Here is a 26,979-nt window from a genome sequence, read left to right on the forward strand (position 1 = left end):
TTGAACACGGTGGTAAAATAGGTATGCGTGGGACCGGATTTGAACCGGCGGACCTCTACAGGACAGCGCCCTCAACGCTGCGCCGTTGGCCTGGCTTGGCTACCCACGCTTGTAATATCACGTCTTACGCAGACGAAATTTATTTATGGTAATTTATAGTAGTTTCCTTTCGGTCGGGGCAGCGTCATTGAGTCACAGCCAATATTGTTTAATCACGGACGACCATTCGACTGAATATGGCTTTGCGTATCCGTAATCATATACCAGGACTTACTGCGGCGTTGACGATCCTTTCACTTGCTGCTGTTTTTGCTGCTGTCCTTGGAGTGATTCCTCAGTCTTCACTCCCAAGAGCCCCAGAACCACTCATTGAATTAATTCCACATATAAATGCAATCATCAGCACCATCGCAGTCATGACGATTCTACTTGGGGTCCGATTTATTCGTCATGGGAATGTGCGTCGACATCGTGCGATGATGTTGACCTCGGTTGGATTATTCATTATGTTTCTTATTTTATATTTATATAAAGTCATTCTCAAGGGTCCAGCAGAGTTTCTTGGACCTGACGTTATCTATCAATATATTTATATGCCAACGCTTGCGGTGCATATTCTTCTGGCAATAGTTTGTATCCCCTTACTATATTATGTAGCACTTATTGCACTTTCACGACCAATTGAAGCAATCTATGAATCTCGACATAAAATCGTTGGACGAGTTGCCGCTTCATTGTGGCTTATTTCATTTGTGCTGGGAAATGTCGTCTATGTAATGCTATATGTTGTGTATTAACCAATTACACCGATAATGAGAAAATAATGGCTGAGTAAAATTATATATATCTGAGTATTCTCATCGGTACTAGTCTGAAGTCAAGAGGGAACAAGAAAGTTTAGCATCTCCAACAAGGAATAGTATCCAATGACAGATGCGACCTCTGGGTCCGACCCCGACTCAACTACCCCCGTAGATTTAACCGGGGAGGATTTTCGAGATCCTGATGCTCTTCGTCGCCGGGCTGGTGTGTCAGGCGACCCAAACTTTGATCAACATTTTCTGATTGACGATCGGGTTTTAGATCGCATCCCAACATATCTATTAGATAGCACAGATACAACACACATTCTCGAAATTGGAGCCGGAACAGGTGCACTCACTGATCGGTTATTGGCTGTTGGTGATACTGTCACTGTTATCGAACGCGATGCAACACTTGCTGCATTCCTTCGTGAGGAGTTCGCCGTTATGATTGATGACGGGCGACTCAATATTATCGAAGGCGACGCATTGGAAGTGACACTTCCGGCATTCACGACATGCATTTCAAACCTGCCGTACGGCATTTCTTCAGAGATTTTATTCGAGCTTCTTCCAGCTGACTGTCCGCTCATTGTCATGGTTCAACGCGAGTTTGGTGAGCGAATGGCTGCTGATCCTGGAACAGACGCATATGGTCGGCTCTCAGTGAGTGCACAGCATTATGCCACTGTTGAAGTAGTTGAAACGGTCCCACCGACTGCGTTTGCACCTGAACCAGCAGTTGACAGTGCACTCATCCGTGCAGAGCCACGAGACCCCGATTACACGGTTACAGATGAGACATTCTTTCTTCGATTTGTGAAGGCAGTGTTTACACAGCGGCGGAAGACAGTTCGAAACGCAATCCGAAATACGGCGCATATCTCGATGCTTGATACTCCTGACGCAGTCGTCAATGCCGCTGATGAGGCATTACTGTCTCAACGAGCAGGTGATCTGACACCAAGCGAGTTTGCTGAACTAGCAACAATTGCTGCTGAAAAAGGAAAATGACGAACGAAGAGGCTCACAGCGATACAATTGATTCAACACTTGCTGAACGACGTAAGATTGAAACAACAGTATATCAGCCCGCCGAAGACTCAGCACTTCTTGCTGACGCAATTCATGAACAGGGTCGAGGACGCCTTCTTGAAGTTGGGACCGGCTCTGGATGGGTCGCAACCACAACTGCAGCGGACGTTGATGCAGTCACAGAGATCGTTGCGAGTGATTTAAATCCACACGCATGTCACGCCGCTGCGCAGCGAGCAGCATCGTCTGATGACACTACAACGCCGGTCTCAGTTATTCAGGGAGATCTTCTCACCCCATTCGATGCAAACAGTTTTGAAACAGTTGCGTTCAACCCACCGTATCTTCCGACAGATCCAGATGTCGAATGGGATGACTGGATGGAGCATGCGCTTTCCGGTGGACCATCTGGACGAGAGGTAATTGAGCCATTTATCGACTCACTTAATCGCGTTCTCGCGCCTGATGGCATTGGATTAGTCCTTGTCAGCTCCTTAGCTGGATATGAAGAGGTAACACAATATATTGAGACAGCTGGATTTGAACACTCAGTCGTGATTGAAGAATCATATCCGTTTGAGACACTCTCAGTCCTTACACTAAGACAGCAATAATATAACTCATGAGAATATATTGCTTTAGCAAATATTAAGCGCTGTCATTACATAATCTGGGATGATGAGCGAATATGTAGCGACATCGCCTGGATTGTTTCCACTTCCTGACTGGGCGAAATCAGAGTTATCGGATCTGAAGGGTCATCAAAAAGAGGATTTAATCACAGGCGATGAGTCATCAGAAGTCCGCGGAGTCTATGATACATCGCGAACAGAGGCAATCGAAACACAATTTGAGATGGGATTTGACCGTATTGTCGGCGGTCAGCACAGATGGGATGATATGCTTGCACATCCGCTGACAATTCATGATAATGTTGAGACTGGTGGTATTATTCGATATTACGATAACAATAATTTCTATCGTGATCCACGGGTGACTGGTGAGCTCACCCCAACAGGAGATATTGCAGATGAATTAGCAGCAACCGCGGAGACGCTGACAGAGATTAACGCAAATAATGAATCCAACTCTGATTCTCCTGGAGGTGACACTGCGCTTCAGGCGGTTCTCCCCGGTCCATACTCATTAGCCGATCTTGCTACGAACAATTATTATCCAGATGAGGCAACATTCCTCTCAGCAATAGGGGAATTGCTTACAAAAGAGGCTGCAGCATTGCCGTCGCATGAAACCTTGTTTTTACTTGAGCCATCGCTTGTAACTGCTGCTCCAAATGACGACATTGCACCGCTTGTCTCAGAGACAATCTCAAACATCGCAGATGCGACCGAATCGGAGGTTATTGTATACACTTACTTCGGCGCGTTGGATGAGAAGACATACGCGTATCTTATGGATGCATCAGTATCGGCACTTGGGTTTGATATCGTCGCGGGTGAGCGAGAACAGACGCTATACAACGTCACTGAATATGGCGTTACCACGGATATCGCTCTTGGGGTCGCCGATGGGCAGAATACACTTGTTCAGTCCTCAGAAACACTGGCTGAACGTGCGAGTTGGTTCCAAAATCAGGTCCCATCAACTGAGTTTGATACTGTTTATCTCACCACCAGTGCTGAGCCGTTTTATTTACCTGTAAACAAACATCGCAAAAAGCTCACTGCATTAGCAGGCGCAACAACGGATAGTCCAAATGCAACAACGGAAACAGAGGTTGAAGCATAATGTCACGTAACGCTGATAACCGCGCGCAGTTCCGTCCAGATGACCATGATTCAAATCACTTCTTATTGACAACTGTTGTCGGAAGTTATCCAAAGCCAAAGTGGCTCAACCGCGCGAACGATCTTGTTGATGAAGACAGATCAACGTTTGATCCGGATAATTTGACTGAGGCACACGATGATGCAGCGCGTCTCATTACGAAAGAGCACGAACATACTGGACTTGACACGGTTGTCGATGGTGAGATGCGACGTGAAGAGATGGTTGAGTACTTTGCACACCGAGTCCCGGGGTATGAATTCAATGGACCGGTGAAAGTGTGGGGGCATAATTATTTCAATAAGCCATCTGTTACGTCTGAGGTCGAATACGACGAGCCATGGTTGGTTGATGAGTTCAACTTCACCACGGATGTAGCAAACCGGCCGGTAAAGGTACCAATTACCGGACCATACACGCTTGCTCGGTGGTCATTTAATGAGGCATATGATACCGAAGAGGATCTTGCGTATGATTTAGCCGAGCTCGTCAACGAAGAGGTAAGCCGACTTGTCGACGCCGGTGCGAGATATATTCAGATCGACGAACCTGCACTTGCAACCACACCAGGTGATTATGCGATTGTTGGCGAATCCCTTGAGCGAATTGTTGACGATATCAGCACTGATGTTCGAATCGGTCTCCATGTCTGTTATGGAGATTACTCACGGATTTACCCTGAGATCAATGAGTTCCCGATTGATGAGTTTGATGTCGAACTCTGTAATGATGGATATGAACAAATTGAGGTGTTCACTGAGCCTGCGTTCGAACCGGATCTTGCACTTGGAGTTGTTGATGCTCATGATGCAACCGTTGAAACTGTGACAGAAATAAAACAGAATATCAAACGTGGACTTGAGGTCGTTCCGCCTGAGCGGCTCACGATCTCACCAGACTGTGGGCTTAAGCTGTTGCCAAGAGAAATGGCTCGTGAGAAAATGGCAAATATGGTGCAAGCTACTCGTGAAATTGAAGCTGAACTTGATGCCGGCGATGTCGCAATTCCAGCTGTTGAGGACCCACCAATCGCATCGCAAGCCGACTCAACCTAGCGCATAAGTACGTAGATTTTGTTCCGACTTATCTATAATTTATCTCATTACGGTGACAATTTGTACTATCCTTGTGAAATGCCCCACGCATAGTAGCGCTGGGAACTCGCGTTGCTTGGCGTTTAGCTGTGAGAGGGCGCTAAGCCTCCTTCTTTAAGTAGCAACGCAGCGAGTAGAGTTGGGTAGTTCCCTATTTACTCATACAGCCACGGGTCATCAATCCGTTCGTATGTATAGAGTTCTGACTCATCAAAGAACAGTTGGATTTCGCGCTCATTTGCCCCCTCATCCTCATGATCAGATGCATGGATTACATTCCGACCAAGGTCAAGTCCATAATCACCGCGGATTGTTCCTGGCGCAGATTCAGCGGGGTCTGTTTCACCGACCATTGACCGGACCTGTCGGGTTGCGTCTGCACCTTCCCAGACCATCGCAAACACTGGACCGGCAGTAATGAATGACACGAGATCATCAAAAAATGGCTTGTCTTTGTGTTCACCGTAATGATCGCGTGCGACTTCAGTATCAAGCCGAGTGAATTTTCCACCAACAAGCGTGAGCCCCCGGTCTTCGAAGCGACTTATGATTTCACCGATGAGTCCACGCTGGACACCATCAGGTTTGACCATCACAAAAGTTCGTTCATGAACTGGTGCTTCCTCGCTCATTCGTTTGCGTCTCCAGTGGACCCAGCCTCAGTCCACTCTAGATCACGGGGTTCGCGACCGAGACGATAGTTCTTCTCGGCTTTTGAATCTTTGAAATGAAGAATTGTCCCATCGGTCTTGACGAGCATTGTCCCGGTTCCAGGTTCGATTTCTTCACCAGAAAAGTCGCATGTTCGTGTTTCAACCATCAGTTATTGACCTCCAATTGAGTCAGCATCTCGCTGTGTTTCACGAAGTTGTAGCACATCCCCCTCACGGACAGGTCCAAGCACATTGCGTGTGATAATACGACCCTGATTAGACCCTTCCCGAATGCGGCATTTAACTTGCATTGCTTCGCCATGCATCCCAGTCTTGCCAACAATCTCGATTATCTCCGCAGAAGTTGAGTCACTCGCGGTCTCTTCAGCGCTCATGATCGGTTATCTAAGTTCCTCAATCTTTGCTGTGATATCATCGACATCACTGTCTGCCTCGCCAGCGTCGATGATGGCAGCAGCAGCAGAGCCCACTTCAAGTCCTGCTGCTTGTCCAATCTCGTCTTGCGTTTCAACGAAGGCGAGCGTAATGCCTTTTTCATCGGCGAGTTCTGGAAGATGCATCACAATTTCTTCAGGAGAGACATCTTCAGCAACCAGGACAAGTTCAGCAGTCCCACGTTCGATAGCTTTGGTTGTTTCATTCGTTCCTTTCTTTACCGTTCCCGTGTCCCGAGCGACCTCGAGTGCTTCAAGAGCATCATCTGCAAGGTCAGCCGGTACATCAAATTCTACATAAACTGGCATTGGTATTCTCCATCCCTGCTCGCGGGCTCGACTGCCACGCCGGCGAATCGGTCCCTGACGGCGAGGAGTATCATCAACCCCGTGCAGGTCGTAAACAGATTTAATCTTGGATTGCATAAAAACGCTTTCAATGCCGGTGTCGCGTGCGAAACCGACACATGCTGCATCGCGGTGGTCTAAGAAGCGCTGAGTCGTGCGCCGATGATTTCTCAAAATTGAAGAATGATTAGGCTTATAAATATATTCCCAAGTAATGTAATATGTCTCATAATTAAACAGCAACAGAAATCCTGTACCACTGCGCCTGGGGGCTATTCACCCGGTCGGTGTGATTAATCTATATTCTCATCTGAGACAAATTCACTATTGAATCAGTTTATTTACATGTGGGTAATTAAAATTATATTTTAGATATAGCTGTGACGGTCTCAATTTGGGGATGGATTGCGCTTACTCTCGCCGGAGTGGGCGTGATCGGAAGTGTGATACCGCTTATTCCTGGTGCGATTATATCAATAAGTGGTGTTTTGACGTATTGGTGGGCGAGCGGGTTCACTGAGCCACAAATAGGTATTCTTGCAGTACTGTTATTGGTTGGTGTCAGCACCGCTGTCGTTGACTTTGCTGGTGGGGCACTTGCCGCACATATAGGTGGTGCATCAAAAATAACGACTGGCATGGCGGTCGTCGTTGGGATTGGTCTGTTATTTATTACGGGTCCTGCTGGATTTCTTATCGGACTGGCAGGCACGGTTTTTATAATCGAGTTCGCACAATCTGCCGATAGCGAAGCGAGCATGCGAGCTGCCCTTGCCGCAACAGGTGGCGTTCTTGCCTCAACAGTTATTCAGTTTGTTATGACCGGTGGCATGTTTCTCACCCTTGGGATCATCATATTCACATAAGTTCAATATCTGATATTACTATGGTAGTTTGGACTACTGCTGTCCGCACGCGATTATATCTTTTATGTCGTAAGTATGAATTTGGTCGCCTGAACACGATTTAGGGAAGTGCGAGGAGAGAGCCTCGCGCTTTCGCGCGGAGATAAATCCGACAACCCCCACACGAATTACGTTGGACGTGTCAAACCGATGTTAAACCTGTCCTCACAATCAGCCAATATCGAGTTTTCCTCGATTTAACTTGAAAATATCATCTTCTATATTGAAATAGGGTGCAGGCAGTAAGAAGTACCTCCGAATCCCGTGCCGGAATAGCAGCACCGGTTTCGGCACAACCAGTAGCCGTCGTCAAGGCGTCTCCAAACTGTCCCCATCCAAACCCAGTGGTATAGAACCGTAGGAATCTCTCCCCTTCAGGCGGAGATGTTGTCAAATCTAATTCATTATGACCACGCAATCACACGCGCTGGTGCACCATCGGCGTCAATACGAAGTGGACAAACAAGCACTTCAGCGGTCTTATTGGGAAGTGAGGCAAGATTACAGATATTTTCAATGATCGGAAGACCGGCACCCAATAATGCATGATGGGCGGGAACTCCACCGTCGCCAGTCGGATCAGGACTCATCGCATCGGTTGCAACAGCAACACCAGCTGCAGCACATTGCTCAGCCGTTTGAGGGGCGAGTGCTGGATAATCAGTCATTTGTGAAGTTCCCCATGCATCTTCCCATCCGGTGTGGAAGATAATGAGATCAATAGTCGTTGCAGAGTCAGTGAGCGGTGGAAGGACAGATGGATCGATTAGTGTGTTTGCCTCGAATGACCGACAATCAACGATATGAGCACTGAACTGGAGCTCACGTGGTGTAAATGTCTCCATCGATTCCCCGTCGGGCTCAGTATGTGATGGTGCATCGATGTGCGTCCCTGTGTGCGTCCCGAGAGTAACTGTCGATACACGATATCCGTCAGTCTCAATATCTGCATGTGCGGTGATATCGACCGGTGGATCCGCAGGATAAACTGGCATTGATGATTCAATCGGTCGTGTCAGATCAATCACTGCAGATTCATCAGGAAACATTGATAAAGTATATTACCTGAAATAAATTCATGCGTGTGTCCAGTAGACGGTCATATCGGTATCCAGTGATTGCTCGTCTTTGGTATCGATACGAGCAAATCCAACGCGTTCAAACTGGACAATATCGTCAATTTCAGCATCGGTCAGATCAGGTTCAGCAATCCCAGTGATATCACCGTCTGGCGTCCGCATCCGGACCGAAATCGATGCTGATGATTCAGGGGTAGGTGCCCAATGGATCACATCGACATCTCCCTCCCGTACCACCTCAATCCCATCATTGGTTGTCCTGAAGTGATTATCATCACGTCGGACGCAGGCATAGCCCTTCAGCCAGACACGGTCTCCATCCGCTGGAACGTCCGCGGGCTCAATTGTGATTCCATCAGTGACCGGCACCATTCGTTCGCCGCGTTCAGGATTATCTGGGTGGAGCGGGGGATGTCCGGCTATCGTGTCTTCTGATGCTGTCTCAAGTGTGAACGTTTCACCGTTGCGAACAAAGAAATACCGGTCTGCCTTGGCGTCGATATGTTGTCGATTATTCGAATATATCGAACTCATCGATAACTCAACATTTGTTGTCGATGTTCCAAGGTTTATCATCGCCTCAACAATTGCGTCTCCTTTGATCCCGCGACAGCGAAGACTCTGTAATGTTGGTGCACGCGGGTCATCCCATCCGTCCAATTCGCCTGTCTCGATTTTCTCGGTGAGTGTCGATGTTGACAGTGAAACATCATATTCATCAACATTGATATGTCCCCAATGAACGACTTCAGGATACTCCCAGTCAAAATAGTCATATACAAATCGCTGTCGTTTTGCGGAGTCTTGTAGATCAATTCCACGAATAATGTGTGTAACACCCGTTTCATGATCATCAATTCCGGATTGAAAATCAAGCATCGGCCAACAGCGGTAATCGGCTGCTTGCGGTCGAGGATGGGGTGTGTCAATTAACCGAAACGCCACCCAATCGCGAAGTGCAGGATTTTTGTGTTCGATATCGGTTCGAACACGCAATACCATTTCACCAGCAGAATACTCATTATGAATCATCGCCTCAAATTCAGTCTGTGTCTGATCAACAGATTTCTCGCGATGTGGGCATGCCTCGCCAGCATTTTTTAATTTTGAAAAGTGCTCACCTGAGCATGAACATGTGTACGCTCCGCCAGCATCAATCAACTCTCGTGCGCGTGCATAATATAGTTCAAGCCGGTCAGATGCACGGATAACATCATCCGGTTCGAATCCAAGATATGCGACATCTTCAAGAATATCGTCGTAGGCATCAAGATCTGGGCGTTTCGTCTCAGGGTCGGTATCGTCAAATCGGATGATGAATGATCCATCATATCGATTGCTGTATGTTCCAATGACCGCTGGCATTCGGGCATGACCAATATGCCATGGACCATTTGGATTTGGTGCTGCTCGCATCCGAACCGATTGAGTGGGTTCGTCATCGCTGACGCCTGGAAGTGACGGAAGGTCATATGTGTCGGTGGTATCCTCAGACTCGATATCAGTGAGGGCTTCTGGAGCGATTGTCTCAAGTCGACTGCGGCGTTCATCCACTGAAAGATCATTAATCTGAGAGACAACACCGCTAACAATTCCAGGAATCGCATCGCCATGTGGACGGAATTCTGGATTCTCGCCCATGAGCGGACCCATTATTGCTCCGACTTCGGCGTCGCTCTCGTGTTTGACTGCATTGAGAAGTGCATGCTTTTTCGCAGACCGTTTAATTCGGTCGCGTAACTCGTCGTCAATAGTCATTATATTTCACTCGAATCTCCCCAGTAAAAACAAACGCGGATTATGAGATAGACGATAGTATCAGTATGAATGTGTGAGCCGAACTGGACACAAACGGAGTGAGTACCGTGCGTAAACTCCCCTTGCCCTCCCCGCCCGTGCTGCTCGCTTGGTGAGGACGCAAAGTCAAAGTCAAAGTCAAAGTCAAAGCGAAGGCGGTCAGGAGAGGAAAGCGTTACAGAAGTCCGAGGAGTTCAGGATGGCGAAGACGGTAAGCCCGCAAACTGTCAGAAGTCGTGTTCGACAACATCACGTTGTGTCTTACAATCTGGATATCACTCATGATGTCTAATGACGGTCATAGCCGCAATCAAGAGCAGATTCAAAAAGATGAGAAACAAAAAGCCGAGTGAGCGGTTTGATTTTAGTATCCTCGTGTAATTAGATAATCAGCAATATCACATAAAAGCGAGCGCGCATCATTATCTGGAAGTACCTCAAGATGGTTTTTCGCCCGCTCAACCAGATCTGTTGCGGTGTTACTCGCATATTCAATTGAACCAGCCTCATCGAGTGTTGCGACGGCATTTTCAACGGCTGCTTCCGAGACAGCATCAATATCAGTCGATTCAAGTAGCGATTCAACATCAATGCCTTGCTGGCGTGCATGAAGCGTAATTAGTGTCTCTTTATTCTCAATCAGATCTGACCCACGTTGCTTGCCCAATTGCTCAGAGGGAACAGTAAGATCTAGTACATCATCTTGAATCTGAAATGCTCGACCGGCATCAATACCATATTGATACAATGCATCGACAACATCCGCGTCTGCATCCAATAACAATGCTGTTGTTGAGGTTGCAGCGCCATACAGCACAGCCGTTTTGAGTTCAACCATTTCAAGATACTCTTCAGGAAGAACCGCATCACGATGTTCAAACTCAACATCAAGTGCTTGACCCTCACAGATTTGTGTGCATGTTGTTGCAAGCCGACTCACAGCAGCAACACCGTTTGCTGGATCTGCACCAGTATTTGAGAGCAACTCAAATGCCTTTGCATAAAGCGTATCGCCAGCAAGAATTGCCGTCTCGGTGTCATACTCGCGATGGACTGCGGGAACACCGCGACGGAGGTCATCATCATCCATAATATCATCATGGATCAATGTAAATGATTGAATGACCTCGATACTCGTTGCTGCGGACATGACATCAACTTCACTCCCATCAAGTGCAGGGAATGACCGATAATCGGCTGTCAGTGGGTCAACATCAGCAAGCGATTCGGCAGTCAGTAATGCCACAGTCGGACGAAGACGCTTCCCGCCAGCCTCAAGCAAATACCGCGTTGCTTCATAGAGTCGTTCGGGTGACTGCATCGGGACATCCGTGTCCAAGGCATCGTTGACGAGCGTCCGGCGTGCACGCACAGCCTCGAGCACCCGTTTCTCCGTCGCGTCCGAACTCATTTTACCCCACCAGCTGAACAATATTGCCGTTACGCGTCACATGGAGGTCGCGACCGAGTGCATATCCCTGTGACTCAGCGAGGTCAACATATGGCGACAGCCCCTCAAGATTTTGATGAGCTGGGATGATATGCTGTGGCTGAAGCGCATCAAGCATCTGATAATGTCCTTCCTCGCGTAGATGACCTGAGACGTGGATTTCATCATAAATTCGCGCACCCTGCATCTTTAGAAGGCGTTCAGATTGATAGCGCTGACCTTCATTCGTTGGTTCAGGAATCACTCGTGCAGAGAAAATAACCTTATCACCATTTTCAAGCTCAAATGGCGTTTCACCACGTCCCATTCGTGTAAGCATTGCTCGAGGCTCACCTTGATGACCGGTTACGATTGGGAGATAATTCTCTTTGCCTTCTTTCATGATGCGTTTAAATGTCCGATCAACAGACTTTCGATGACCATACATTCCAACATCATCTGGAAGGTCAACAAATCCAAGTCGTTCTGCAGCTCCAGAGTATTTTTCCATCGACCGACCGAGAAGTACGGGCTGTCGGTCAATATCTTTTGCAAATTCGACAAGCGATGAGACACGAGACACATGTGATGAGAACGTCGTTGCAACGATTCCGCCATCATAATCTTCGATTGATCTGATTGTGTCCTCAAGATGAGACCGAGCATGTGACTCAGACGGAGTGCGTCCCTTTCGACCCGCGTTCGTACAATCCTCAATATAACAAAGAACACCATTATCCTCACGTCCAATCTCGCGGAACCGTTTCATATCTATAGGATCCTCTAAGACTGGTGAGTGATCGATGCGTTTATCAAGACCATAGACAATGGCTCCCTCAGGTGTGTGAATGACTGGATTGATCGCATCAATAATCGAATGTGTGACATGAACAAATTCAAGTTCAACATTCCCACTCTCACCAATCGACATTGCTTCGCCTGCGGACATTTTCAGCAGGTCATTATTAACATTAAATTTATTTTCACTGTCAATTTGTTGTTTTACTAACTCGATCGTGAATGGTGAGCCGACAATTGGAGCGTCATATCGATGGGCAAGCTTTGAAAGCGCGCCAATATGGTCAAGATGACCATGAGTTGGGACGATTGCTTGCACATCACCCTCAAGATCGGACATAATCCGATCATCTGGAATTGCGCCCATGTCAATTAGATCAAGACTATGCATCGTTTCGGTCTCCACATTATCGTGGATGAGGACCTGACTAAGATTCAGCCCCATATCAAAGATGACGATATCGTCGCCTGTTCGGACAGCCGTCATCTGTCGACCGACTTCTTCATATCCGCCGATTGTTGCAATTTCGATTTCCATAATTGAATCCGAGCATCGAAAGCCACTATTGTGGCGAAAGTGCTCACTGAAATGCTCCCGTCTTCGTTATCGTCTAATTATCTGTTCGTGTTCGTATTTGTGTTCATACTCGTACTCATACTCGTGGTCGTGATTATAATCTGCAGCAGTATATTCAGTATACCACATGTTCCATCTCGATGATAATCGAAGATAGCCCACTGGTCTGCAGTGGCAGGATCAAATACGGACATGTGTTGATATGAAGTCATCCGAAGCATATGCATGAGTTTGACAACTGATGGTTCATCTCGACACTACACGCCACGCGATACTGTGATACTGCATTACGGCACGATGTGGGATCGATCGGCCCCGGCGTCTTACAGCACGTTGGTCGTCGGTCCCGCGTGCACTAAACCGTTCTAGCGCACTTACCCGCGGGAGCGTTGGTAGTAGTATATATTTGACCACATGGTAAAAACTACGTGGGTCAACTCCACTGTTAATATTGAATATACTACGACATAGCTAATTAATATGTATATATAAGACGCTCAGGTTCCTTCGGCACATTTATTATCGATACTGAACGGCATCAGGTATGAGCGGACGACCTCTTGACGTTCTTGAAGCTGCGCTTGATGATACTGTCACTATCACACTTAAAGACGGAAGTGCTTATTATGGCACACTTGCGGGATATGATCAGCATATGAACGCTGTGCTTGACCCGGCGATGGCGTCTGAGACTGTGGATCCCGGTGCGTTAGATGTCACAGAAGTTGAAGACACAACGATTATACGCGGCGATAACATCGTTACAATTAACGTATGACTGGTGCTGGTACTCCAAGTCAAGGGAAGAAAAACACGACAACGCATGTGAAGTGTCGTCGATGTGGGGAGAAATCCTACCATACTAAAAAGAAGGTCTGCTCGTCCTGTGGCTTTGGGAAATCCGCAAAACGACGTGATTATGAGTGGAGTTCAAAGACTGGCGATAACTGAATACACTTTTTCTGTGACGCCTTCAAAGGACATTCAATAACTAACTGAGAGGTTGAATATGTATACTCTCCTAATAAGTAGAGAAATCTATTTGTAATTATACTGAAATAATTTGATGTGCCGTCATCCCTGATCGTATCTGGAGATCAAATTCGGGGATATTGGGAATATGCTGAACTACTCATTGGATTGAGGTAGGCGTCCACATCCCAGCTCATCGGGTACGATTCGATGATTAAAACTCGAATCAATATCATGCCATATTGTATTTGCCGCTAGTCTCATAATCGGATGAGTATTGACATCCTCCCGGCGCGAAAACGCGAGGATTCCAAGCTCAGTGGGTTATGTCATCGACTGTTGGATTCGTCCCCACAGCGGGGTCTTCTTCTTATACTTCCGTAAATTGACTTTTTTGAACGGTACACCTATTGCCGAGATACATGATATGCGTACATGGACGATTCAAGAGCAGACAGAGACGCCGAATGTGTATGCCGTTGTGGTCTGTACCATATCGAAGATGAAAGTCGATTACACCATCGTGACTCATCATATCCCTGGTATATTCAATTGAATCATGAATAAACCACGCTATAATACTGATTGACTATACATATGCATGATCATGCATATATTATCCTCATCTGATGGTCGAAGACAGCATATGAACGGGTTTTTAGCCCCTAGCGATTGTACAATTATGTATGTCTGACGGGCGGGACGTGACCCCCACACCCGGACGTGCGATAGAGTCAGGAACGGAATCGAAATCCGAAACAAAACCGGACGCTAATCCAGACGCGGAGACAGGCGGAGACGCAGACGCAGGCGCAGACGCAGGCGCACATAAAACCAAAGAACTAGATTCTGAAGTACTATCTCAACTATCAGCAGATCGTGACGATATTAGTACAGACGATAAGATTGAGACTAAGACTGAGATTAAGACTAAAATTAAGACTGGGAATGAAAGTGATCATAATGCGGATAATAACCACAGCAATGCAATCGATCAAACGACCGATCTAAAATCAGCATCATCACTTAATTCGGGGACGTCAGTCCCGATTTCACAACCGTCGAAAATTAGCTCTTCAGAAGATAAGCAACAAACACAGAGACAGACAAATTCGGGGTCCGGACCAACCGAGAAATGTGGTGTTGTTGGTGTTGCACTCACGGACCGTCGTGCTGCACGACCCCTATATTACTCATTATACGCGTTACAACACCGTGGACAGGAGTCTGCAGGGATTGTCACGCACGATGGATTCCAACAACACAGCCACGTAGAGATGGGGCTCGTCGGTGATGCGTTTGATGAGTCAGATCTCAACACGCTCGCAGGCGGAACGGGGATTGGGCATGTTCGGTATCCAACCTCTGGCGGTGTCAACGCCTGTTGTGCACAGCCATTTTCTGTTTCATTCAAATCTGGCTCGCTTGGGCTTTCGCATAATGGGAATCTTGTTAATGCGGATGAGATTCGCGATGAACTCGAGTCACTCGGTCACGCATTTACCTCAGATGGTGATACCGAGGTCATTGCGCACGAACTTGCTCGCAACCTGCTTGAGGCAGATCTCGTTCGTGCTGTCAAGCAAACCATGGAGCGAATTCACGGGTCATATGCACTGACTATTATGCATGATGAGACTGTGCTTGCTGTCCGTGACCCCGAAGGGAACCGCCCGCTTTGTATTGGTGAGGTTGAGGATGGATATGTTGTTGCCTCAGAGTCTGCTGCGATTGACACGCTTGATGGTGAGCTTGTTAGGGATGTCCGACCGGGCGAGCTTGTTGTACTTGATGCTGACGGCTCTGGATTTGAGTCATATCAACTCACTGATCGTCAAAATACGGCACACTGCTTCTTTGAGCATGTTTATTTTGCCCGACCAGATTCAGTAATCAATGAGACACTTGTGTATGAAGCGCGACGGAATCTTGGTCGAAAACTATGGGCTGAACAAGGAGTTGAGACAGACGTTGTTATGCCTGTCCCCGATTCAGGTCGTGCGTTTGCCTCAGGATATGCCGATGCGGCGAATGAAACGACTGCTGATGGTGATATTCGAGAGACAACCAGTACAAATGACGATGCGATTGAGTTTGCTGAGGGATTAATGAAAAATCGGTATGTCGGTCGGACATTTATTATGCCAACGCAGGATGAGCGTGAACGCGCTGTCCGGCTAAAGCTGAATCCAATCAAAAGCACTGTTGAAGGTCGATCAGTGACAATTATCGATGATAGTATCGTCCGAGGAACAACATCACGGCAACTTGTTCAACTTCTCCGCGATGCTGGTGCGTCTGAGGTCCATGTTCGGATTGGCGCTCCACAGATTATTGCTCCCTGTTATATGGGAATTGATATGGCCTCACGTGATGAACTCATTGCTGCTGATAAATCGACTGAGGAGATTCGCGCAGAAATTGATGCTGACAGCTTGGGATATCTCTCTGTTGATGCGGTTGCAGACGTGCTTGGTGAACATCGCTCGGATCTTTGTCTTGGATGTGTCACAGGCTCATATCCATACGATATTGATAATGAGGATAGTGACCGCGATGTCACGCGACCAGTCATCGCTGGACCCGATACAGGGGCAGACGCAACAAATCAAGGAAATGAATCAAAACAGGAAACTGCATCCGATGGTGAGCCAGCGCGCGCTGATGATTAATAAATAACAGATGCATGAGTTATTTCGTATTCTTCGATAGAAATAGACTCATACATACTATGATGAATTCTTTCGTATCGGAAATTGGACTATATTATATCATTAATCTGTAATTTAACAGGCTGAAAGAGGAGTCCTCAAGGAGCGACCGAGCGCACCGCATGAGGGAGCGAGTAGGGTGAAATAGTTTATTCACTTGGTGCGACAAAAACATTATATTTCAAATCGTCCTCGTGCAGCTCCTCAAGAATTCGATCCTTGAGTACAGAAGACGGATGATGAAGCCCTGCTACCCGTTCTTCTATTTCATCGAAGCTTTCAAACGGTCCACGCTTTCGCTGATCAAGGATATTGTTTCGAAGTTTCTTGCCAATCCCTGGAAGTAGGTTCAATTGATGAAGTCGAAGCGTGATTGGTTGAGCATCGTTATAGAAGTCGACAAATCGACGTTCGTTTGTTTTGATAATGTCCTCAACCGCGTACTCAACCTCGTTCTGTGCGGTGTTGGATAGGTCTGCATAGCTTATTTGTCGAAACTCATCGACCAACTCACGGGCTTCAGTCGGACCAACAACAACACGATCACCAATTGAGATATCGATATCTGCGTCTGCATCAAGCGTCAACTCATATAACCGGAAATCGCGTTCTCCAAGGCCATATGCCAGTGGGTCACGCTGATGTCGCGGACGATTATTGTCAGCGCGCCCATGTGGCAGATGATCAAGAATAACCGCATGCCGGATATCTGTCTCAGCGTCCGCACTCGTATTACGACCGTCACTTTGATCCGACTTATCGACGGAATTAGCGTCGGCGTCCTGGCTCTCGGTCATGATTATAACAATATGTACGCCGAGTGTACACTTAAATAATGAGGCAGGAAGCAGATTGGATGCACCAACATCATCCACTCAGTATCGTAATATGTCGTTATGCTGATTATTTTAGGCGTACTTCTTGACAGTGTTGAGGATTGCATCTAGTTCGTCGCCATTAAGCGCATATCGTTCTTGAGCAAAGACGGCGCGAAGTTCATCGCGATCCTGTGGAAGGAGATCAGCAATTTTGATTGCTGTCGGTTCATCGACTTTCTCCTCAGTGAGTAGTTCATCAACAAGTTCGCGTGAATCTGACGGATCAAGATCAGCAAATCTATTTACATGTTCGATGGCACGCGCGAGTTCATATCGAAGGTCACGGTCAGCCTCAGCAGCACGTTCGGCCTCAATATTTTGAAGTAATAGTTTGACTTCTGAAACGGTCTGATAGTCATCATCGAGTTTTTCTTTAAAAATTGTCATGTGTATTGAGGGTAGCTGTGATATTGATGGCAGCGAAGGCTATGGTATGATCAGGATTTATGAGATCAGTGTGAGAGCGGAGTGAACATTCGTATCGTCGCACGCTCATGTCTTATTCTTGAGCGCGGAGATGTGCTGGGCGCGCGATGAGCGTTTTTTCTTTTCCACCGTCAATAATCTTAACTTTGAATGCTCGTCCTTGTTTTCCAGTTACCTCTCCAGTATGACCGTTAAACCGGGGATGGAATCGACCTTCACGAACGCTTGGGTCAATTCGAAGGTGGACTTTTTGTCCTTCATCATATTCTTGAATCGCTCGCTGAGGTGGTGACATCCCTCGTTCGCGCGGGGAGTTCGAAAGTTTATCGCGAGTTCCAGTCATTGGACCGTTCGAACTTGGCATTATTGTTGGTTCTATCCTCGACAAATGTATAAAACGCACGTTCCGTGGCTAATCTAATAGCATGTTGAATGTGGGGAAACCGCAAGCAAAAATTAAGCCATCCGCTGTAATATAACGTAACCATGGCGCAAGATTACGCAGGCGGGACCGAGCAACTTCCTGGCGAGACCGTTGTACATACTGAAGATACCGGAGAAGCAATGCACGATGATTCAAGTTCAAAAGTTGAAACATTTGGACTCGGCGTCTCAGCAGCACTCCTAATTGGCGCAGTCGGTGGAGTCATTGGAATGTGGGCGTTCCCAGTCGACGGAGCTGTGCCGTTATTCGTCGGACTCGGAGTCGGGTTTATTCTATCACCAGTCGTTGGCTTGGGGATGTTGTGGCGTCAAGGCTAATAGATCAAACCTGGCTCTGAGCACATTAAATATGAATTCCTATACACACATTCGATTCAGTGCGCATGAGAAGTGAAAACAAGAAAGAAGAAAGATGAAAAAGGAGCGAACGTGAAACTGGTGAGTGGCTAATTGCGTAGAGTTCAGTGTCCACTACAGTGCTGCGCGCACATCATTGCATCAGATGCGACCGACATTCTCAACGGCAACGCTTTCGACACCAGTGACGTCGCCGAATGACTCCTCAACAGCCTCGGTCCCACCGGCGTCATCCGGGACAATGACTGTCGGAAGAAGTGCAACGAGCCCAAACGCTACGTCATCTCGTTCAAACCCATTTATTTTCGCGCCTTCTGGTAGCGATTGTTCAAGTCGTTCTTGGAGTTCATCAAGATCAATATCAGGGCTGTCTGGCATGACCTTGATCTTTGCAGCTACCTTTCCCATTGCTAGGGTCCTCTGAATCCACAATCAGGACATTCATACAGATTGCTTTGCTTTCGACACTTCGAGCATCGTGAAATATCACACCCACACTCTGGGCAATCGAACGTAGCAGCACTCATCCCAGAAATGTTGATACCGCAGGACACACACTGTCTGGCGTGTCGCTGGTCGGACTGACTCATATACTCCTATAGACCAGCCAGTGAGGTTTAACCGTTTCTTTTCATCACTCCTGAAACACTCACAGCTCGCAGTTCATAAAGCCAACAGCTGCACTTCGTGAGAAAGTAATGAGGAAATAGATGAGATATCATCGTTATCAAGGAATTCATCAAAACGACTGTTCGATATCAACAATGGATAATCACATGAGTGCAACGGGCCCCAGCAAAACACCCATGAGATGGACACGACGGACGCCAATACGTGGTGGAATGAGCCCAATAAGCGTTGAGAGAGAAAACACAGCACCACCAAGAAGACCACCAAATCCGACTGCAAGCCCGGTAATAAATATCAATACACAGCCGACGAGCGGCTGACGTGGTAGACGTCGAACAACGGTGAGATACCATTCACCAACAGTCACTAACAGCACGATACCGAGTGATGCGGCAAAGATAACAATCAACAGTAGTGTGAGAAGACCGGCTGGTGCCTCACCACTCACTTCTCCAAGTGTTGAAAGCGCCACCGTTACGCCACTACGTGGTGACCCCAACACAACTAATGATGCAACGGCGAAGACAGCTGTCGCGGTATCAGCCCCGCTTGTTGCAACAACATATGGTCGATCTGTCTCATCTGCATCAGTCTCACCGCCTGCTCCCCCAAGTGCAAGTGTCGCTGCCACTCCGGCTGAAACCCCTGGAAGATACCCAACAAGTGCTCCACCTCCAGCACCAGCAAGTGCTGCTCGCACTGTTTTTTTCCCTGAAAGTCCGACAGCACTTCGTTGTTGTGGGGGGATTTCTCCATCGCTCCCAAGTGCATCTAATAGTACTGGCGTGCCAAACAATCCTGCAAAGATTGGTCCAAGCATTGACTCAGCTCCAGGTGGGGCAATTGGTCCTGCAGCAGGCAAATCAAGCGTGAGAATGCCGAATCCCGTTGCAAGAACAGCACAACAAAGACCACCAATACGAGCTTTCCATGTCGATTCAGTCCCAGCAAGCGCAAGCGCAACGCCAATCAAGAGCGCCGGAAGAACCGATCGCAGATGCTGCTCTCCAGCGGAGATTATCCATGACAGTGGAAGTGCAAGGGTTACTGCAACAATCAAAGCAATTGCACTTCCAAGCGCTGATAATCGAATTGCTTCATGCCCACAGCCATTGAGTACAAGCCGATGTCCAGGGAGAACACCGGGTGCAGTCGCCGCCTCAGGGACACCAAGAACAAGCCCGGGGACAACAGAAAGAAATGTATGTACAATACCGCCTGCAAGAACAGCTGCACCGACAGCGACGGGTGAGCCTGGAAGTGTTGGCGCAATCCCAACAAGTAAAAATGCAACGCTGTTAACATGGAATCCTGGAACAAGCCCTGTACAAGTGCCAAGTGTTGCACCAAGACATGCATATCCAAGAATCGCCGCTGCTGCGGTGATGTGAGACCCCTCAATTGCCAGTGGCAGAAATATTGGTAACGTCGCTGTCGAGGCTGAGGTTGAGGCTGATATTGATATTGATATTAATGATGATTCTACAGCGGGTATAACTGTCACAGTAATGAGGATTGCTGACGGATTACTACATCAACCTATTCTATCCACTCATTAGGATATGTCAGGATCTAACGGTCTGTGATATTATTAAAATAAGCGTGGGTGTAGATATCGACTGCACATCATCAAGCCCCGAGATACCTGTTGTATATACTGCACATGCCATCACGGCGATTGACAGCGGTTAGCTCGGTTTACAACCAGAAATGACTGTTACCAGGTTTTATTAGCCGAAGAGGTTACCAAGCCCTTCGCCAGAGGCTTCATCATCTTCATCATCTGCTTCATCGGCTTCTTCTTCCTCTGTCTCGTCTGGTTCTTCCTCGTCGGTATCAGCTTCATCCTCAACTTCAGCTTCACTTGCAGCACCAGCACCTGCTGCAGGAGCGGGGGCTGCGGCAGCCGTGTCAATGGCTTCCTCAATGTCGACATCTTCAAGTGCGGCGACAAGCGCTTTGACGCGGGAGTCCTCAACATCGACTCCAGCTGCTTCAAGCACTTCTGTGACGGCATCTTCGGTAATCGATTCGCCTGATTCATTCAGTGTAAGAGCTGCGTAAATGTATTCCATTTTCGTATTCCTCGTTTTGTGATATTCGTGATTTTATTTTATCTTCTGTGTGATGTCTGTGTGCCGGCACGACGTGTGATGAGATAAGTGGCTGTTTGTCTATCTGTGGATTCAGCCGAACATCGCACCAAGACCTTCAGCACCGTCATCGTCATCGTCATCATCGTCGTCAGTATCAGCCGCCTCATCATCACCATCTGCAGACTCATCACTATCAGCATCAGAGCCCGCATTCGTTTCTTGATCTACATCTTGATCAGTCGTTGATGATGCATCCGGCTGAACAGGCGTTTCAATATCCTGTAGCTCCTCTGGGAGCGCATCCTCATCATCGATATTCGCTGCGATTGACTGCACTTGTGCGTCTGCCTTTGCAATGAGATCCGGTAATACTGCTGGATCCTCAATACTAGCAGATACACCGAGTGCTTTTGCATCGCTTACGGCGTTTGCGAGCAATGTCGGTGTTGTTTGTGCGGTCGGATAACTCGCATTGACCGAAAGATTGCGTGCTCCTGCAGCAGCCGATTGAATGTCGCTTTGATATGCGTCAATGTCTAATTCAAGCTCATCCGGCTCGAAAAGAACATCATCAGCAAAGACACCGCGAAGATCAAGACCGACCTCTTTTGGTTCGATTCCAAGTTCAGCAAGAACACCTGAAAGCTCACTGGAGACTTCTTCTCCGGAATCAAGCACCTGTGATTCCTCAGTGACCTTGATTGACCCATCCATAATCCGTGCAGATGCGCCAACTTGCTGAAGTTCCCCAACAAATGGTCCAGGGTCAACACCTGTATCGCCTTCAGGAATAACGATATCATTTGGTGCGACCTCACCAGCACTGATTGGTGCTGGTGTCTTTGATGCCTCAAGTTGCTTGTACAATCCAAATGGATTGTCATTCGTGCCGACAAGCGCAACTTGTCCAGCAACGAACGTAGTAAGTTCCTCACAGCCATCAGCAACCTCTTCGAGCGCACGGGTAGTGAGTGTGTTTCGGCTCATCCGTATTGCGGCGCTTCCATAGAGGTCACGGCGCATACTCTGAAGTTGCCGACTTGGTATTCCAGCGACATTGACAATCCCAATGGAATCATACTGGTCAATGAAAGAAACGAGTTCATCAACTTCCTCACGTTTCCACTCAGGAATTGTATCGGTTCTGCGCGCGGCTGCGGTAGCACTATTGCTCATGCAGGCACCTCGACAGCCGGTCCCATTGTCGTTTTAATATACATTGAGTCGATATTTAATGGACCTTTTTCAAGAGTCGCCTCAAGTCGACGGATAATAACATCGACATTGTCAGCGATCTCCTCAGAGTCCATGTCCTGAGCACCGACACGGGTGTGGAATGTTCGACGCTCGCGTGAGCGAATCTGGACGGTATTTTGCATTCGGTTAACCGTCTCAACAACATCATCATCGGGCTGCAAAGGGGTTGGCATCTTTCCACGTGGACCAAGAATGGTCCCAAGGAATCGACCGATATCTTGCATCATGCCTGCCTCAGCAACAAAGAAATCAATCTCGTCTGCGAGGTCCTTTGCAGCGTCGTCATCATCACCTAACTCTTCGAGTTCGTCTCCGCTGAGTACCTGATCAGCGACATCCTCAGCTCGAAGGGCGGTTTCGCCACTTGCAAAGACAACAATTTGTGTTTCCTGACCGGTTCCAGCGGGCAGGACCACAGACTCATCAACACGGTTCGACGGATCGTTTAAGTCAAGATCGCGAAGATTGACAGCGAGGTCAACCGTTTCACGGAAGTTCCGTGTCGGTGCCTCATCAATCGCGCGAGAGACTGCATCAGTTATCGTATCTGCCATTATTCACCTCCGTAGTACGCAGGATTGCTGCTACGGGTCAGTGAAACAGGCATCTGCCTGTCTCATTAAGATGAAGGAACATCTGCTTTTTAAGTCCGTCGAAGCGCGCACGAGATATGACGTATCGAGCCTAGAGACGCTTGATTATGATATTTCTGGGATATTATCCGACGTCCATACGGGGTTGGTATACATACGCTCCTTGAGCTAAGAACGGTGACACCCCGCTACAAGATTAAAATTGAGGCAATTAACTCGATTCCGAGTCCGAGTACCTTTTAGTATGAGTGGATTATGATAATAATCATGCACCCGTCCGATGCAACACGGCAACTTCGGTATGCGGTTACCACACAGACGGATCAATACGATTATGCGATTAGTCATTGGGAGGCAAACGCGTATGAAGACGTCTTTGCTGATGTGATTGATAGCGGCGACCTCTCAGATGTAATGTCTGTCGTTAAGCGACTCAGTGCTGAATTTGATAATGGTACTCGACCCTCTGTGGCAGAAGCACGTGAACTCGCAGACGGTGTTCTCACAGCAGGTGGACGACCACTAACCGATGGTGGCGACACAAACTGAAAACGATCACTCAGCGCACATACGTATTATCCCATACATGACGGGTAATCCGACATTCTCGGGTAGCGGATAGTAGCAGACTATACCAGTTTGCTAGCAATCACAAAGTGCCGGAGGATATTCGTGGTATCTATCTATGGATATTTCTGATGAGGTTTCTACGAGGGGGTTTATATTGTTCTCTCTAGCGTCCATTGATACTATGATATATACTTATTCAACGGAGAATCAGCAGTGGTATCCTTGTTTTGGAATGTCCCCGATATTACTTGGATGTGGATCTTGGTATCGTAACTGGCTCCTCATTTGTCCGTGGATCTGAGATGTTCGCAGTCACCTGCATGAATGGTTTTTATTCCATTATTGGTCTGTACAATAAGCGCACCAGGAGTCTGGATATCAACAGCAATTCCTTCAATAGTCTCTCTGGGGGTTGTGATGCGTACTCGCTGATTAAGCGTTGTGCTGTGTGTTCGCCATGCATGTATGATATTGTCTAAATCAATTGGATTTGTGAGTTCGGCAAATGAGTTGAGTAATCGTTGGAGAAGTGCCCGCCGGTCAACCGCCCCAATGACTGATTGAAGACTTGTCGCTTCAGGAGGGAGCGCTGTCGAATCGACATTAGCGTTTAAGCCAATGCCGACGATAAGCCATGAGACTTGATCTGCTTCGCCTGCGGTTTCCGTCAGAATCCCGGCGATTTTTCGGCCATCAGACGGATCTATGCCTGGAGTATCACGGGAGAGAAGTACATCATTTGGCCATTTGATGTTCACATCGATTCCACACTGTTGGACTGCACGGACAACAGCAACGGCAGCGGCAAATGTATAGACCGGGAGTTCCGCTGGTGAGCAGTGAGGGTGAAGAAGAAGACTCACCCAGATACCACCGCTCGGAGATGACCATTGTCGATCAAGACGACCGCGACCACCCGTTTGGGCATCAGCAACAACAGCAACGTCATCGGTGGTACCCATTTTGGCGAGTTCTCGAGCGCGGTCATTTGTACTCTCATATTGGTCAGCATACTCAATCCGATATGATGCCTCAAGTCCAAATGTGATTGCTGGTCCATTATATCCTGTTACACTGGCTACATAATAGCCATCAGGACCGCTGTCAATCTCAAAGCCAGCATCACGAAGCGCCTCAATATGCTTCCAGATAGCTGCCCGCGATATATTGAGACGAGTTGCGAGTGTTGGTCCACTCATAGGAGCGGAGCTATCATGTAGCATCTCAATAAGGCGAGATCGTGTTTTATTCATTGATTGATATGTTTCGAGACTCGGTGTTTATTTTAGTTCAATTACTTATCACACTAGTGAGCGAAACGATAGCCGTAATAGATGCCATTATTACATCCAGAGTAAAATTAACTCCGTTACCGTTGTTGTCAGTATCTCTCAGTATTTGAAGTGTGGATTGGGTGGAGAGATTCATATACAATTCACTCAAGTATAACAATTGGATCCCCGGTATCGACACTGTCGCCCGCTGAGACACACACTTGTGAGACAGTTCCACCACGCTCACAGGTAATATCATTTTCCATCTTCATTGCTTCGAGCACACAAACGACATCACCAGCCTCGATTGTGTCATCTTCAGTGACTTCAACTGAGAGAATTGTCCCCTGCATATCTGCACTCACTTCCTCACCATCACCGGCGGCGACGGTAGAGGCATCATTTTCGGTATCGGTCAACGCCTCGTCTGGGCGAGAGCGTGTTGAGCGGGAGTTCGAATCGCTACTTGCAGCTTCAAACGCGTCACTCTCCAGATCCGGCAGTGGAACTTCCGGGGCTGTCTCCTCAGTGAGCGTCACGTCAAATCGTTTATTATTCACCTCAACAGTAAATGCACGTTCAATCGTATCATTCGATCCTACATCATCACTCGATAGCTCATCTGACGTCGAACCACCTCGTTGTTCGACAGCACGCTTGATGCGTTCAGGATCAAGTTCGTGATCAAGATATTTTGTTGTATGCTCTCCGTTGCAGAACCGCTCATCGGTAAGCATGAATTGATGAAACGGAATGATTGTTTCAATGCCGTCAATGTCGAACTCGGCGAGTGCACGCTCAGAGCGGGCAAGACACTCTGCCCGGTTATTAGCGCTAACAATAACTTTTGCAATCATCGAATCATAATCACCACCGATACTATCACCTTGTCGAACGGCATCATCAACTCGGACACCAATTCCACCTGGTGGGTCATATGTTGTGAGCGTGCCTGTGGTTGGTGTGAAATCTGCGTCAGGTCTCTCAGCGTTAATTCGATACTCGATAGCGTGACCGTCAGTTATCACATCGGATTGCTCAAAAGAAAGCGGTTCACCCGCGGCAACGCGCAGTTGCCATTTCACGATATCGATACCTGTGATTGCTTCAGTAACGGTGTGTTCAACCTGAATACGCGTGTTGACCTCCATAAAATAAAACTCCCCATCCTCAACGAGGAACTCAACTGTTCCAGCGTTGGTGTACGCCGCCGCTTGAACGCCGCGACGAGCTGCTTCGCCGATTTCATCGCGTAAATCCGGTGACAATGCAGGTGAAGGTGCTTCCTCAATGACCTTCTGATGACGCCGCTGCAGCGAACAATCACGTTCGCCAAGATGTCGAACATTGCCGTGATGATCAGCAATGATTTGCACTTCGATATGTCGAGGTTCATCTAAGTACTTCTCAACATACACAGAGTCATTATCAAAATACGCCTCACCTTCTCGTTGGGCTGTCTCTAGCTGTGATTCGACATCATCAGTCTCACGAACAACTTGCAGTCCACGCCCCCCGCCACCACCCTCTGCTTTGATTGCGACTGGATACCCATATTCCGCCGCAATTGATTCCACCTCAGAGGCTGATTTAACTGGATCCGTGGTTCCTGGGACAACAGGCACATCCGCAGATTGCATGAGTGATCGGGCTTTCGTCTTCTCACCGAGTTGTGCCATTGCATCCGAACTTGGACCAATCCACGTCATATCAGTTGACTCAACAGCCGCAGCGAACGTTGCATTCTCCGCTAAAAACCCATATCCTGGATGAATTGCGTCTGCGCCCGCCTGATTACCGGCGGCAATAACCGCATCATGATTTAAATATGAGTCAGCTGCCCGTGCTGGACCAATGTTGTATGCTTCATCTGCATATTGAACATGTCCGGCGTTTCGGTCAGCCTCGCTGTAGACAGCGACTGTCTGAACACCTAATTCATCACAGGCACGCATCACCCGTACGGCAATCTCTCCCCGATTAGCAACGAGAACCTTATTGAACATATAC

31 protein-coding genes and 1 tRNA gene are annotated in these 26,979 nt (G+C 47.7%); 12 read left to right on the forward strand and 20 right to left on the reverse strand.

The features are described 5' to 3' along the window. Positions 1–24: 24 nt before the first annotated feature. Positions 25–109: transfer RNA gene (locus HQRW_RS10150), tRNA-Leu, on the reverse strand. 127 nt (positions 110–236) lie between these two features. On the opposite strand from HQRW_RS10150, the gene HQRW_RS10155 reads away from it, so the two are divergent. The 5 genes from HQRW_RS10155 to HQRW_RS10175 all read left to right on the forward strand — a co-directional run bounded on the left by HQRW_RS10155 (position 237) and on the right by HQRW_RS10175 (position 4,681). After that, the gene (locus HQRW_RS10155; protein ID WP_014556516.1) at positions 237–797 is read left to right on the forward strand and encodes a DUF420 domain-containing protein; all 561 of its coding nucleotides are present in this window, start codon (positions 237–239) and stop codon (positions 795–797) included. Between the two features lie 129 nt (positions 798–926). Further along, positions 927–1,817: a 16S ribosomal RNA methyltransferase A gene (locus tag HQRW_RS10160; protein WP_011572096.1), complete on the forward strand. Its 891-nt coding sequence runs from the start codon at positions 927–929 to the stop codon at positions 1,815–1,817. After that, positions 1,814–2,452 (forward strand): HemK2/MTQ2 family protein methyltransferase, encoded by a 639-nt coding sequence (locus HQRW_RS10165; RefSeq protein ID WP_014556517.1) that lies wholly within the window; start codon positions 1,814–1,816, stop codon positions 2,450–2,452. The genes HQRW_RS10160 and HQRW_RS10165 overlap by 4 nt, the downstream gene beginning before the upstream one ends. A gap of 64 nt (positions 2,453–2,516) precedes the next feature. Continuing rightward, complete coding sequence (locus tag HQRW_RS10170; RefSeq protein WP_049892302.1) at positions 2,517–3,587, forward strand: 5-methyltetrahydropteroyltriglutamate--homocysteine methyltransferase; 1,071 nt, start codon at positions 2,517–2,519, stop codon at positions 3,585–3,587. Then, positions 3,587–4,681: a methionine synthase gene (locus HQRW_RS10175; protein ID WP_014556519.1), complete on the forward strand. Its 1,095-nt coding sequence runs from the start codon at positions 3,587–3,589 to the stop codon at positions 4,679–4,681. The genes HQRW_RS10170 and HQRW_RS10175 overlap by 1 nt, the downstream gene beginning before the upstream one ends. Before the next feature lie 194 nt (positions 4,682–4,875). Here the strand turns inward: HQRW_RS10175 and ndk are convergent, their stop codons facing one another. Genes ndk through rpl7ae form a run of 4 tightly spaced genes read right to left on the reverse strand, consistent with a single transcriptional unit; the run spans position 4,876 to position 6,137 of the window. After that, positions 4,876–5,352 carry a nucleoside-diphosphate kinase gene (gene ndk, locus HQRW_RS10180; RefSeq protein WP_011572100.1) on the reverse strand — a complete coding sequence of 159 codons (477 nt, stop codon included), beginning with the start codon at positions 5,350–5,352 and terminating at the stop codon, positions 4,876–4,878. After that, the gene (locus tag HQRW_RS10185; RefSeq protein ID WP_011572101.1) at positions 5,349–5,540 is read right to left on the reverse strand and encodes a 50S ribosomal protein L24e; all 192 of its coding nucleotides are present in this window, start codon (positions 5,538–5,540) and stop codon (positions 5,349–5,351) included. Before HQRW_RS10185 ends, ndk begins: the two co-directional genes overlap by 4 nt. Positions 5,541–5,543: 3 nt before the next feature. Beyond that, positions 5,544–5,768 (reverse strand): 30S ribosomal protein S28e, encoded by a 225-nt coding sequence (locus tag HQRW_RS10190; protein WP_011572102.1) that lies wholly within the window; start codon positions 5,766–5,768, stop codon positions 5,544–5,546. Between the two features lie 6 nt (positions 5,769–5,774). Next, a complete protein-coding gene (gene rpl7ae / locus HQRW_RS10195) occupies positions 5,775–6,137 on the reverse strand; it encodes a 50S ribosomal protein L7Ae (protein WP_011572103.1) in 363 nt (120 codons plus the stop codon). A 419-nt stretch (positions 6,138–6,556) separates the two neighbouring features. Between rpl7ae and HQRW_RS10200 the strand changes: the two genes are divergently transcribed. Then, on the forward strand, positions 6,557–7,042 hold the full coding sequence (locus HQRW_RS10200) for a DUF456 domain-containing protein (RefSeq protein ID WP_011572104.1): 486 nt from the start codon (positions 6,557–6,559) through the stop codon (positions 7,040–7,042). A 443-nt stretch (positions 7,043–7,485) separates the two neighbouring features. Here HQRW_RS10200 and HQRW_RS10205 read toward each other — a convergent pair whose 3' ends face one another. From HQRW_RS10205 to HQRW_RS10220, 4 genes are all read right to left on the reverse strand, one after another. After that, complete coding sequence (locus tag HQRW_RS10205) at positions 7,486–8,130, reverse strand: cyclase family protein (RefSeq protein WP_014556520.1); 645 nt, start codon at positions 8,128–8,130, stop codon at positions 7,486–7,488. Positions 8,131–8,157: 27 nt separating this feature from the next. After that, positions 8,158–9,912, reverse strand: a complete 1,755-nt coding sequence (locus HQRW_RS10210) for a glutamate--tRNA ligase (protein WP_049892304.1) — start codon at positions 9,910–9,912, stop codon at positions 8,158–8,160. Positions 9,913–10,321: 409 nt separating this feature from the next. Next, a complete protein-coding gene (idsA3, locus tag HQRW_RS10215; protein ID WP_014556522.1) occupies positions 10,322–11,368 on the reverse strand; it encodes a geranylfarnesyl diphosphate synthase in 1,047 nt (348 codons plus the stop codon). Between the two features lies 1 nt (position 11,369). Continuing rightward, the gene (locus HQRW_RS10220) at positions 11,370–12,722 is read right to left on the reverse strand and encodes a ribonuclease J (protein ID WP_011572108.1); all 1,353 of its coding nucleotides are present in this window, start codon (positions 12,720–12,722) and stop codon (positions 11,370–11,372) included. Between the two features lie 583 nt (positions 12,723–13,305). Here HQRW_RS10220 and HQRW_RS10225 point away from each other — a divergent pair. From HQRW_RS10225 to purF, 4 genes are all read left to right on the forward strand, one after another. Then, on the forward strand, positions 13,306–13,539 hold the full coding sequence (locus HQRW_RS10225; RefSeq protein ID WP_014556523.1) for an LSM domain-containing protein: 234 nt from the start codon (positions 13,306–13,308) through the stop codon (positions 13,537–13,539). Further along, positions 13,536–13,712, forward strand: coding sequence for a 50S ribosomal protein L37e (locus tag HQRW_RS15135; protein WP_011572110.1), 177 nt, complete (start codon positions 13,536–13,538; stop codon positions 13,710–13,712). Before HQRW_RS10225 ends, HQRW_RS15135 begins: the two co-directional genes overlap by 4 nt. 448 nt (positions 13,713–14,160) lie before the next feature. Continuing rightward, complete coding sequence (locus HQRW_RS16730; protein ID WP_269448457.1) at positions 14,161–14,289, forward strand: hypothetical protein; 129 nt, start codon at positions 14,161–14,163, stop codon at positions 14,287–14,289. A gap of 130 nt (positions 14,290–14,419) precedes the next feature. Next, positions 14,420–16,405, forward strand: a complete 1,986-nt coding sequence (gene purF, locus HQRW_RS10230) for an amidophosphoribosyltransferase (protein ID WP_014556524.1) — start codon at positions 14,420–14,422, stop codon at positions 16,403–16,405. 188 nt (positions 16,406–16,593) lie between these two features. Here the strand turns inward: purF and HQRW_RS10235 are convergent, their stop codons facing one another. The 3 genes from HQRW_RS10235 to HQRW_RS10245 all read right to left on the reverse strand — a co-directional run bounded on the left by HQRW_RS10235 (position 16,594) and on the right by HQRW_RS10245 (position 18,112). After that, entirely contained in the window at positions 16,594–17,241 is a 648-nt protein-coding gene (locus HQRW_RS10235; RefSeq protein ID WP_014556525.1) for a DUF655 domain-containing protein, read from the reverse strand. A 111-nt stretch (positions 17,242–17,352) separates the two neighbouring features. Next, positions 17,353–17,709: an RNA polymerase Rpb4 family protein gene (locus HQRW_RS10240; protein ID WP_011572113.1), complete on the reverse strand. Its 357-nt coding sequence runs from the start codon at positions 17,707–17,709 to the stop codon at positions 17,353–17,355. A gap of 112 nt (positions 17,710–17,821) precedes the next feature. Beyond that, the gene (locus HQRW_RS10245) at positions 17,822–18,112 is read right to left on the reverse strand and encodes a 50S ribosomal protein L21e (RefSeq protein WP_014556526.1); all 291 of its coding nucleotides are present in this window, start codon (positions 18,110–18,112) and stop codon (positions 17,822–17,824) included. Between the two features lie 122 nt (positions 18,113–18,234). On the opposite strand from HQRW_RS10245, the gene HQRW_RS10250 reads away from it, so the two are divergent. Then, a complete protein-coding gene (locus HQRW_RS10250; protein ID WP_011572115.1) occupies positions 18,235–18,510 on the forward strand; it encodes a hypothetical protein in 276 nt (91 codons plus the stop codon). 180 nt (positions 18,511–18,690) lie between these two features. On the opposite strand, the gene HQRW_RS10255 is transcribed toward HQRW_RS10250, so the two are convergent. The 6 genes from HQRW_RS10255 to HQRW_RS10275 all read right to left on the reverse strand — a co-directional run bounded on the left by HQRW_RS10255 (position 18,691) and on the right by HQRW_RS10275 (position 23,086). Continuing rightward, entirely contained in the window at positions 18,691–18,957 is a 267-nt protein-coding gene (locus HQRW_RS10255) for an elongation factor 1-beta (protein ID WP_011572116.1), read from the reverse strand. A gap of 2 nt (positions 18,958–18,959) precedes the next feature. Further along, the gene (locus HQRW_RS15140; RefSeq protein ID WP_011572117.1) at positions 18,960–19,139 is read right to left on the reverse strand and encodes an HVO_2753 family zinc finger protein; all 180 of its coding nucleotides are present in this window, start codon (positions 19,137–19,139) and stop codon (positions 18,960–18,962) included. 182 nt (positions 19,140–19,321) lie between these two features. Beyond that, the gene (locus tag HQRW_RS10260) at positions 19,322–20,683 is read right to left on the reverse strand and encodes a tripartite tricarboxylate transporter permease (protein WP_014556527.1); all 1,362 of its coding nucleotides are present in this window, start codon (positions 20,681–20,683) and stop codon (positions 19,322–19,324) included. Between the two features lie 226 nt (positions 20,684–20,909). After that, the gene (gene rpl12p / locus HQRW_RS10265; protein ID WP_011572119.1) at positions 20,910–21,254 is read right to left on the reverse strand and encodes a 50S ribosomal protein P1; all 345 of its coding nucleotides are present in this window, start codon (positions 21,252–21,254) and stop codon (positions 20,910–20,912) included. Positions 21,255–21,365: 111 nt separating this feature from the next. Next, on the reverse strand, positions 21,366–22,451 hold the full coding sequence (locus HQRW_RS10270; protein WP_014556528.1) for a 50S ribosomal protein L10: 1,086 nt from the start codon (positions 22,449–22,451) through the stop codon (positions 21,366–21,368). Then, positions 22,448–23,086 (reverse strand): 50S ribosomal protein L1, encoded by a 639-nt coding sequence (locus HQRW_RS10275; RefSeq protein WP_014556529.1) that lies wholly within the window; start codon positions 23,084–23,086, stop codon positions 22,448–22,450. Before HQRW_RS10275 ends, HQRW_RS10270 begins: the two co-directional genes overlap by 4 nt. Positions 23,087–23,392: 306 nt before the next feature. On the opposite strand from HQRW_RS10275, the gene HQRW_RS10280 reads away from it, so the two are divergent. Further along, positions 23,393–23,674, forward strand: coding sequence for a hypothetical protein (locus tag HQRW_RS10280; RefSeq protein WP_049891975.1), 282 nt, complete (start codon positions 23,393–23,395; stop codon positions 23,672–23,674). A gap of 302 nt (positions 23,675–23,976) precedes the next feature. On the opposite strand, the gene HQRW_RS10285 is transcribed toward HQRW_RS10280, so the two are convergent. Both HQRW_RS10285 and HQRW_RS10290 read right to left on the reverse strand, forming a co-directional pair. Next, complete coding sequence (locus HQRW_RS10285) at positions 23,977–24,948, reverse strand: biotin--[acetyl-CoA-carboxylase] ligase (RefSeq protein ID WP_014556531.1); 972 nt, start codon at positions 24,946–24,948, stop codon at positions 23,977–23,979. Positions 24,949–25,130: 182 nt separating this feature from the next. Then, complete coding sequence (locus HQRW_RS10290; protein WP_014556532.1) at positions 25,131–26,975, reverse strand: acetyl-CoA carboxylase biotin carboxylase subunit; 1,845 nt, start codon at positions 26,973–26,975, stop codon at positions 25,131–25,133. Positions 26,976–26,979 lie beyond the last annotated feature (4 nt).

It is taken from the genome of Haloquadratum walsbyi C23 (assembly GCF_000237865.1).
Taxonomy (GTDB): Archaea; Halobacteriota; Halobacteria; order Halobacteriales; family Haloferacaceae; genus Haloquadratum; species Haloquadratum walsbyi.

Bases quoted from the DNA above. Each gene is read 5' to 3' on its own strand.
- HQRW_RS10155 (WP_014556516.1), top strand. From the start codon at position 237: ATGGCTTTGCGTATCCGTAATCATATACCAGGACTTACTGCGGCGTTG.
- HQRW_RS10160 (WP_011572096.1), top strand. From the start codon at position 927: ATGACAGATGCGACCTCTGGGTCCGACCCCGACTCAACTACCCCCGTA.
- HQRW_RS10165 (WP_014556517.1), top strand. From the start codon at position 1,814: ATGACGAACGAAGAGGCTCACAGCGATACAATTGATTCAACACTTGCT.
- HQRW_RS10170 (WP_049892302.1), top strand. From the start codon at position 2,517: ATGAGCGAATATGTAGCGACATCGCCTGGATTGTTTCCACTTCCTGAC.
- HQRW_RS10175 (WP_014556519.1), top strand. From the start codon at position 3,587: ATGTCACGTAACGCTGATAACCGCGCGCAGTTCCGTCCAGATGACCAT.
- ndk (WP_011572100.1), bottom strand. From the start codon at position 5,352: ATGAGCGAGGAAGCACCAGTTCATGAACGAACTTTTGTGATGGTCAAA.
- HQRW_RS10185 (WP_011572101.1), bottom strand. From the start codon at position 5,540: ATGGTTGAAACACGAACATGCGACTTTTCTGGTGAAGAAATCGAACCT.
- HQRW_RS10190 (WP_011572102.1), bottom strand. From the start codon at position 5,768: ATGAGCGCTGAAGAGACCGCGAGTGACTCAACTTCTGCGGAGATAATC.
- rpl7ae (WP_011572103.1), bottom strand. From the start codon at position 6,137: ATGCCAGTTTATGTAGAATTTGATGTACCGGCTGACCTTGCAGATGAT.
- HQRW_RS10205 (WP_014556520.1), bottom strand. From the start codon at position 8,130: ATGTTTCCTGATGAATCTGCAGTGATTGATCTGACACGACCGATTGAA.
- idsA3 (WP_014556522.1), bottom strand. From the start codon at position 11,368: ATGAGTTCGGACGCGACGGAGAAACGGGTGCTCGAGGCTGTGCGTGCA.
- HQRW_RS10220 (WP_011572108.1), bottom strand. From the start codon at position 12,722: ATGGAAATCGAAATTGCAACAATCGGCGGATATGAAGAAGTCGGTCGA.
- HQRW_RS10225 (WP_014556523.1), top strand. From the start codon at position 13,306: ATGAGCGGACGACCTCTTGACGTTCTTGAAGCTGCGCTTGATGATACT.
- HQRW_RS15135 (WP_011572110.1), top strand. From the start codon at position 13,536: ATGACTGGTGCTGGTACTCCAAGTCAAGGGAAGAAAAACACGACAACG.
- HQRW_RS16730 (WP_269448457.1), top strand. From the start codon at position 14,161: ATGCGTACATGGACGATTCAAGAGCAGACAGAGACGCCGAATGTGTAT.
- purF (WP_014556524.1), top strand. From the start codon at position 14,420: ATGTCTGACGGGCGGGACGTGACCCCCACACCCGGACGTGCGATAGAG.
- HQRW_RS10235 (WP_014556525.1), bottom strand. From the start codon at position 17,241: ATGACCGAGAGCCAGGACGCCGACGCTAATTCCGTCGATAAGTCGGAT.
- HQRW_RS10240 (WP_011572113.1), bottom strand. From the start codon at position 17,709: ATGACAATTTTTAAAGAAAAACTCGATGATGACTATCAGACCGTTTCA.
- HQRW_RS10245 (WP_014556526.1), bottom strand. From the start codon at position 18,112: ATGCCAAGTTCGAACGGTCCAATGACTGGAACTCGCGATAAACTTTCG.
- HQRW_RS10250 (WP_011572115.1), top strand. From the start codon at position 18,235: ATGGCGCAAGATTACGCAGGCGGGACCGAGCAACTTCCTGGCGAGACC.
- HQRW_RS10255 (WP_011572116.1), bottom strand. From the start codon at position 18,957: ATGGGAAAGGTAGCTGCAAAGATCAAGGTCATGCCAGACAGCCCTGAT.
- HQRW_RS15140 (WP_011572117.1), bottom strand. From the start codon at position 19,139: ATGAGTCAGTCCGACCAGCGACACGCCAGACAGTGTGTGTCCTGCGGT.
- rpl12p (WP_011572119.1), bottom strand. From the start codon at position 21,254: ATGGAATACATTTACGCAGCTCTTACACTGAATGAATCAGGCGAATCG.
- HQRW_RS10270 (WP_014556528.1), bottom strand. From the start codon at position 22,451: ATGAGCAATAGTGCTACCGCAGCCGCGCGCAGAACCGATACAATTCCT.
- HQRW_RS10275 (WP_014556529.1), bottom strand. From the start codon at position 23,086: ATGGCAGATACGATAACTGATGCAGTCTCTCGCGCGATTGATGAGGCA.
- HQRW_RS10280 (WP_049891975.1), top strand. From the start codon at position 23,393: ATGCACCCGTCCGATGCAACACGGCAACTTCGGTATGCGGTTACCACA.
- HQRW_RS10285 (WP_014556531.1), bottom strand. From the start codon at position 24,948: ATGAATAAAACACGATCTCGCCTTATTGAGATGCTACATGATAGCTCC.
- HQRW_RS10290 (WP_014556532.1), bottom strand. From the start codon at position 26,975: ATGTTCAATAAGGTTCTCGTTGCTAATCGGGGAGAGATTGCCGTACGG.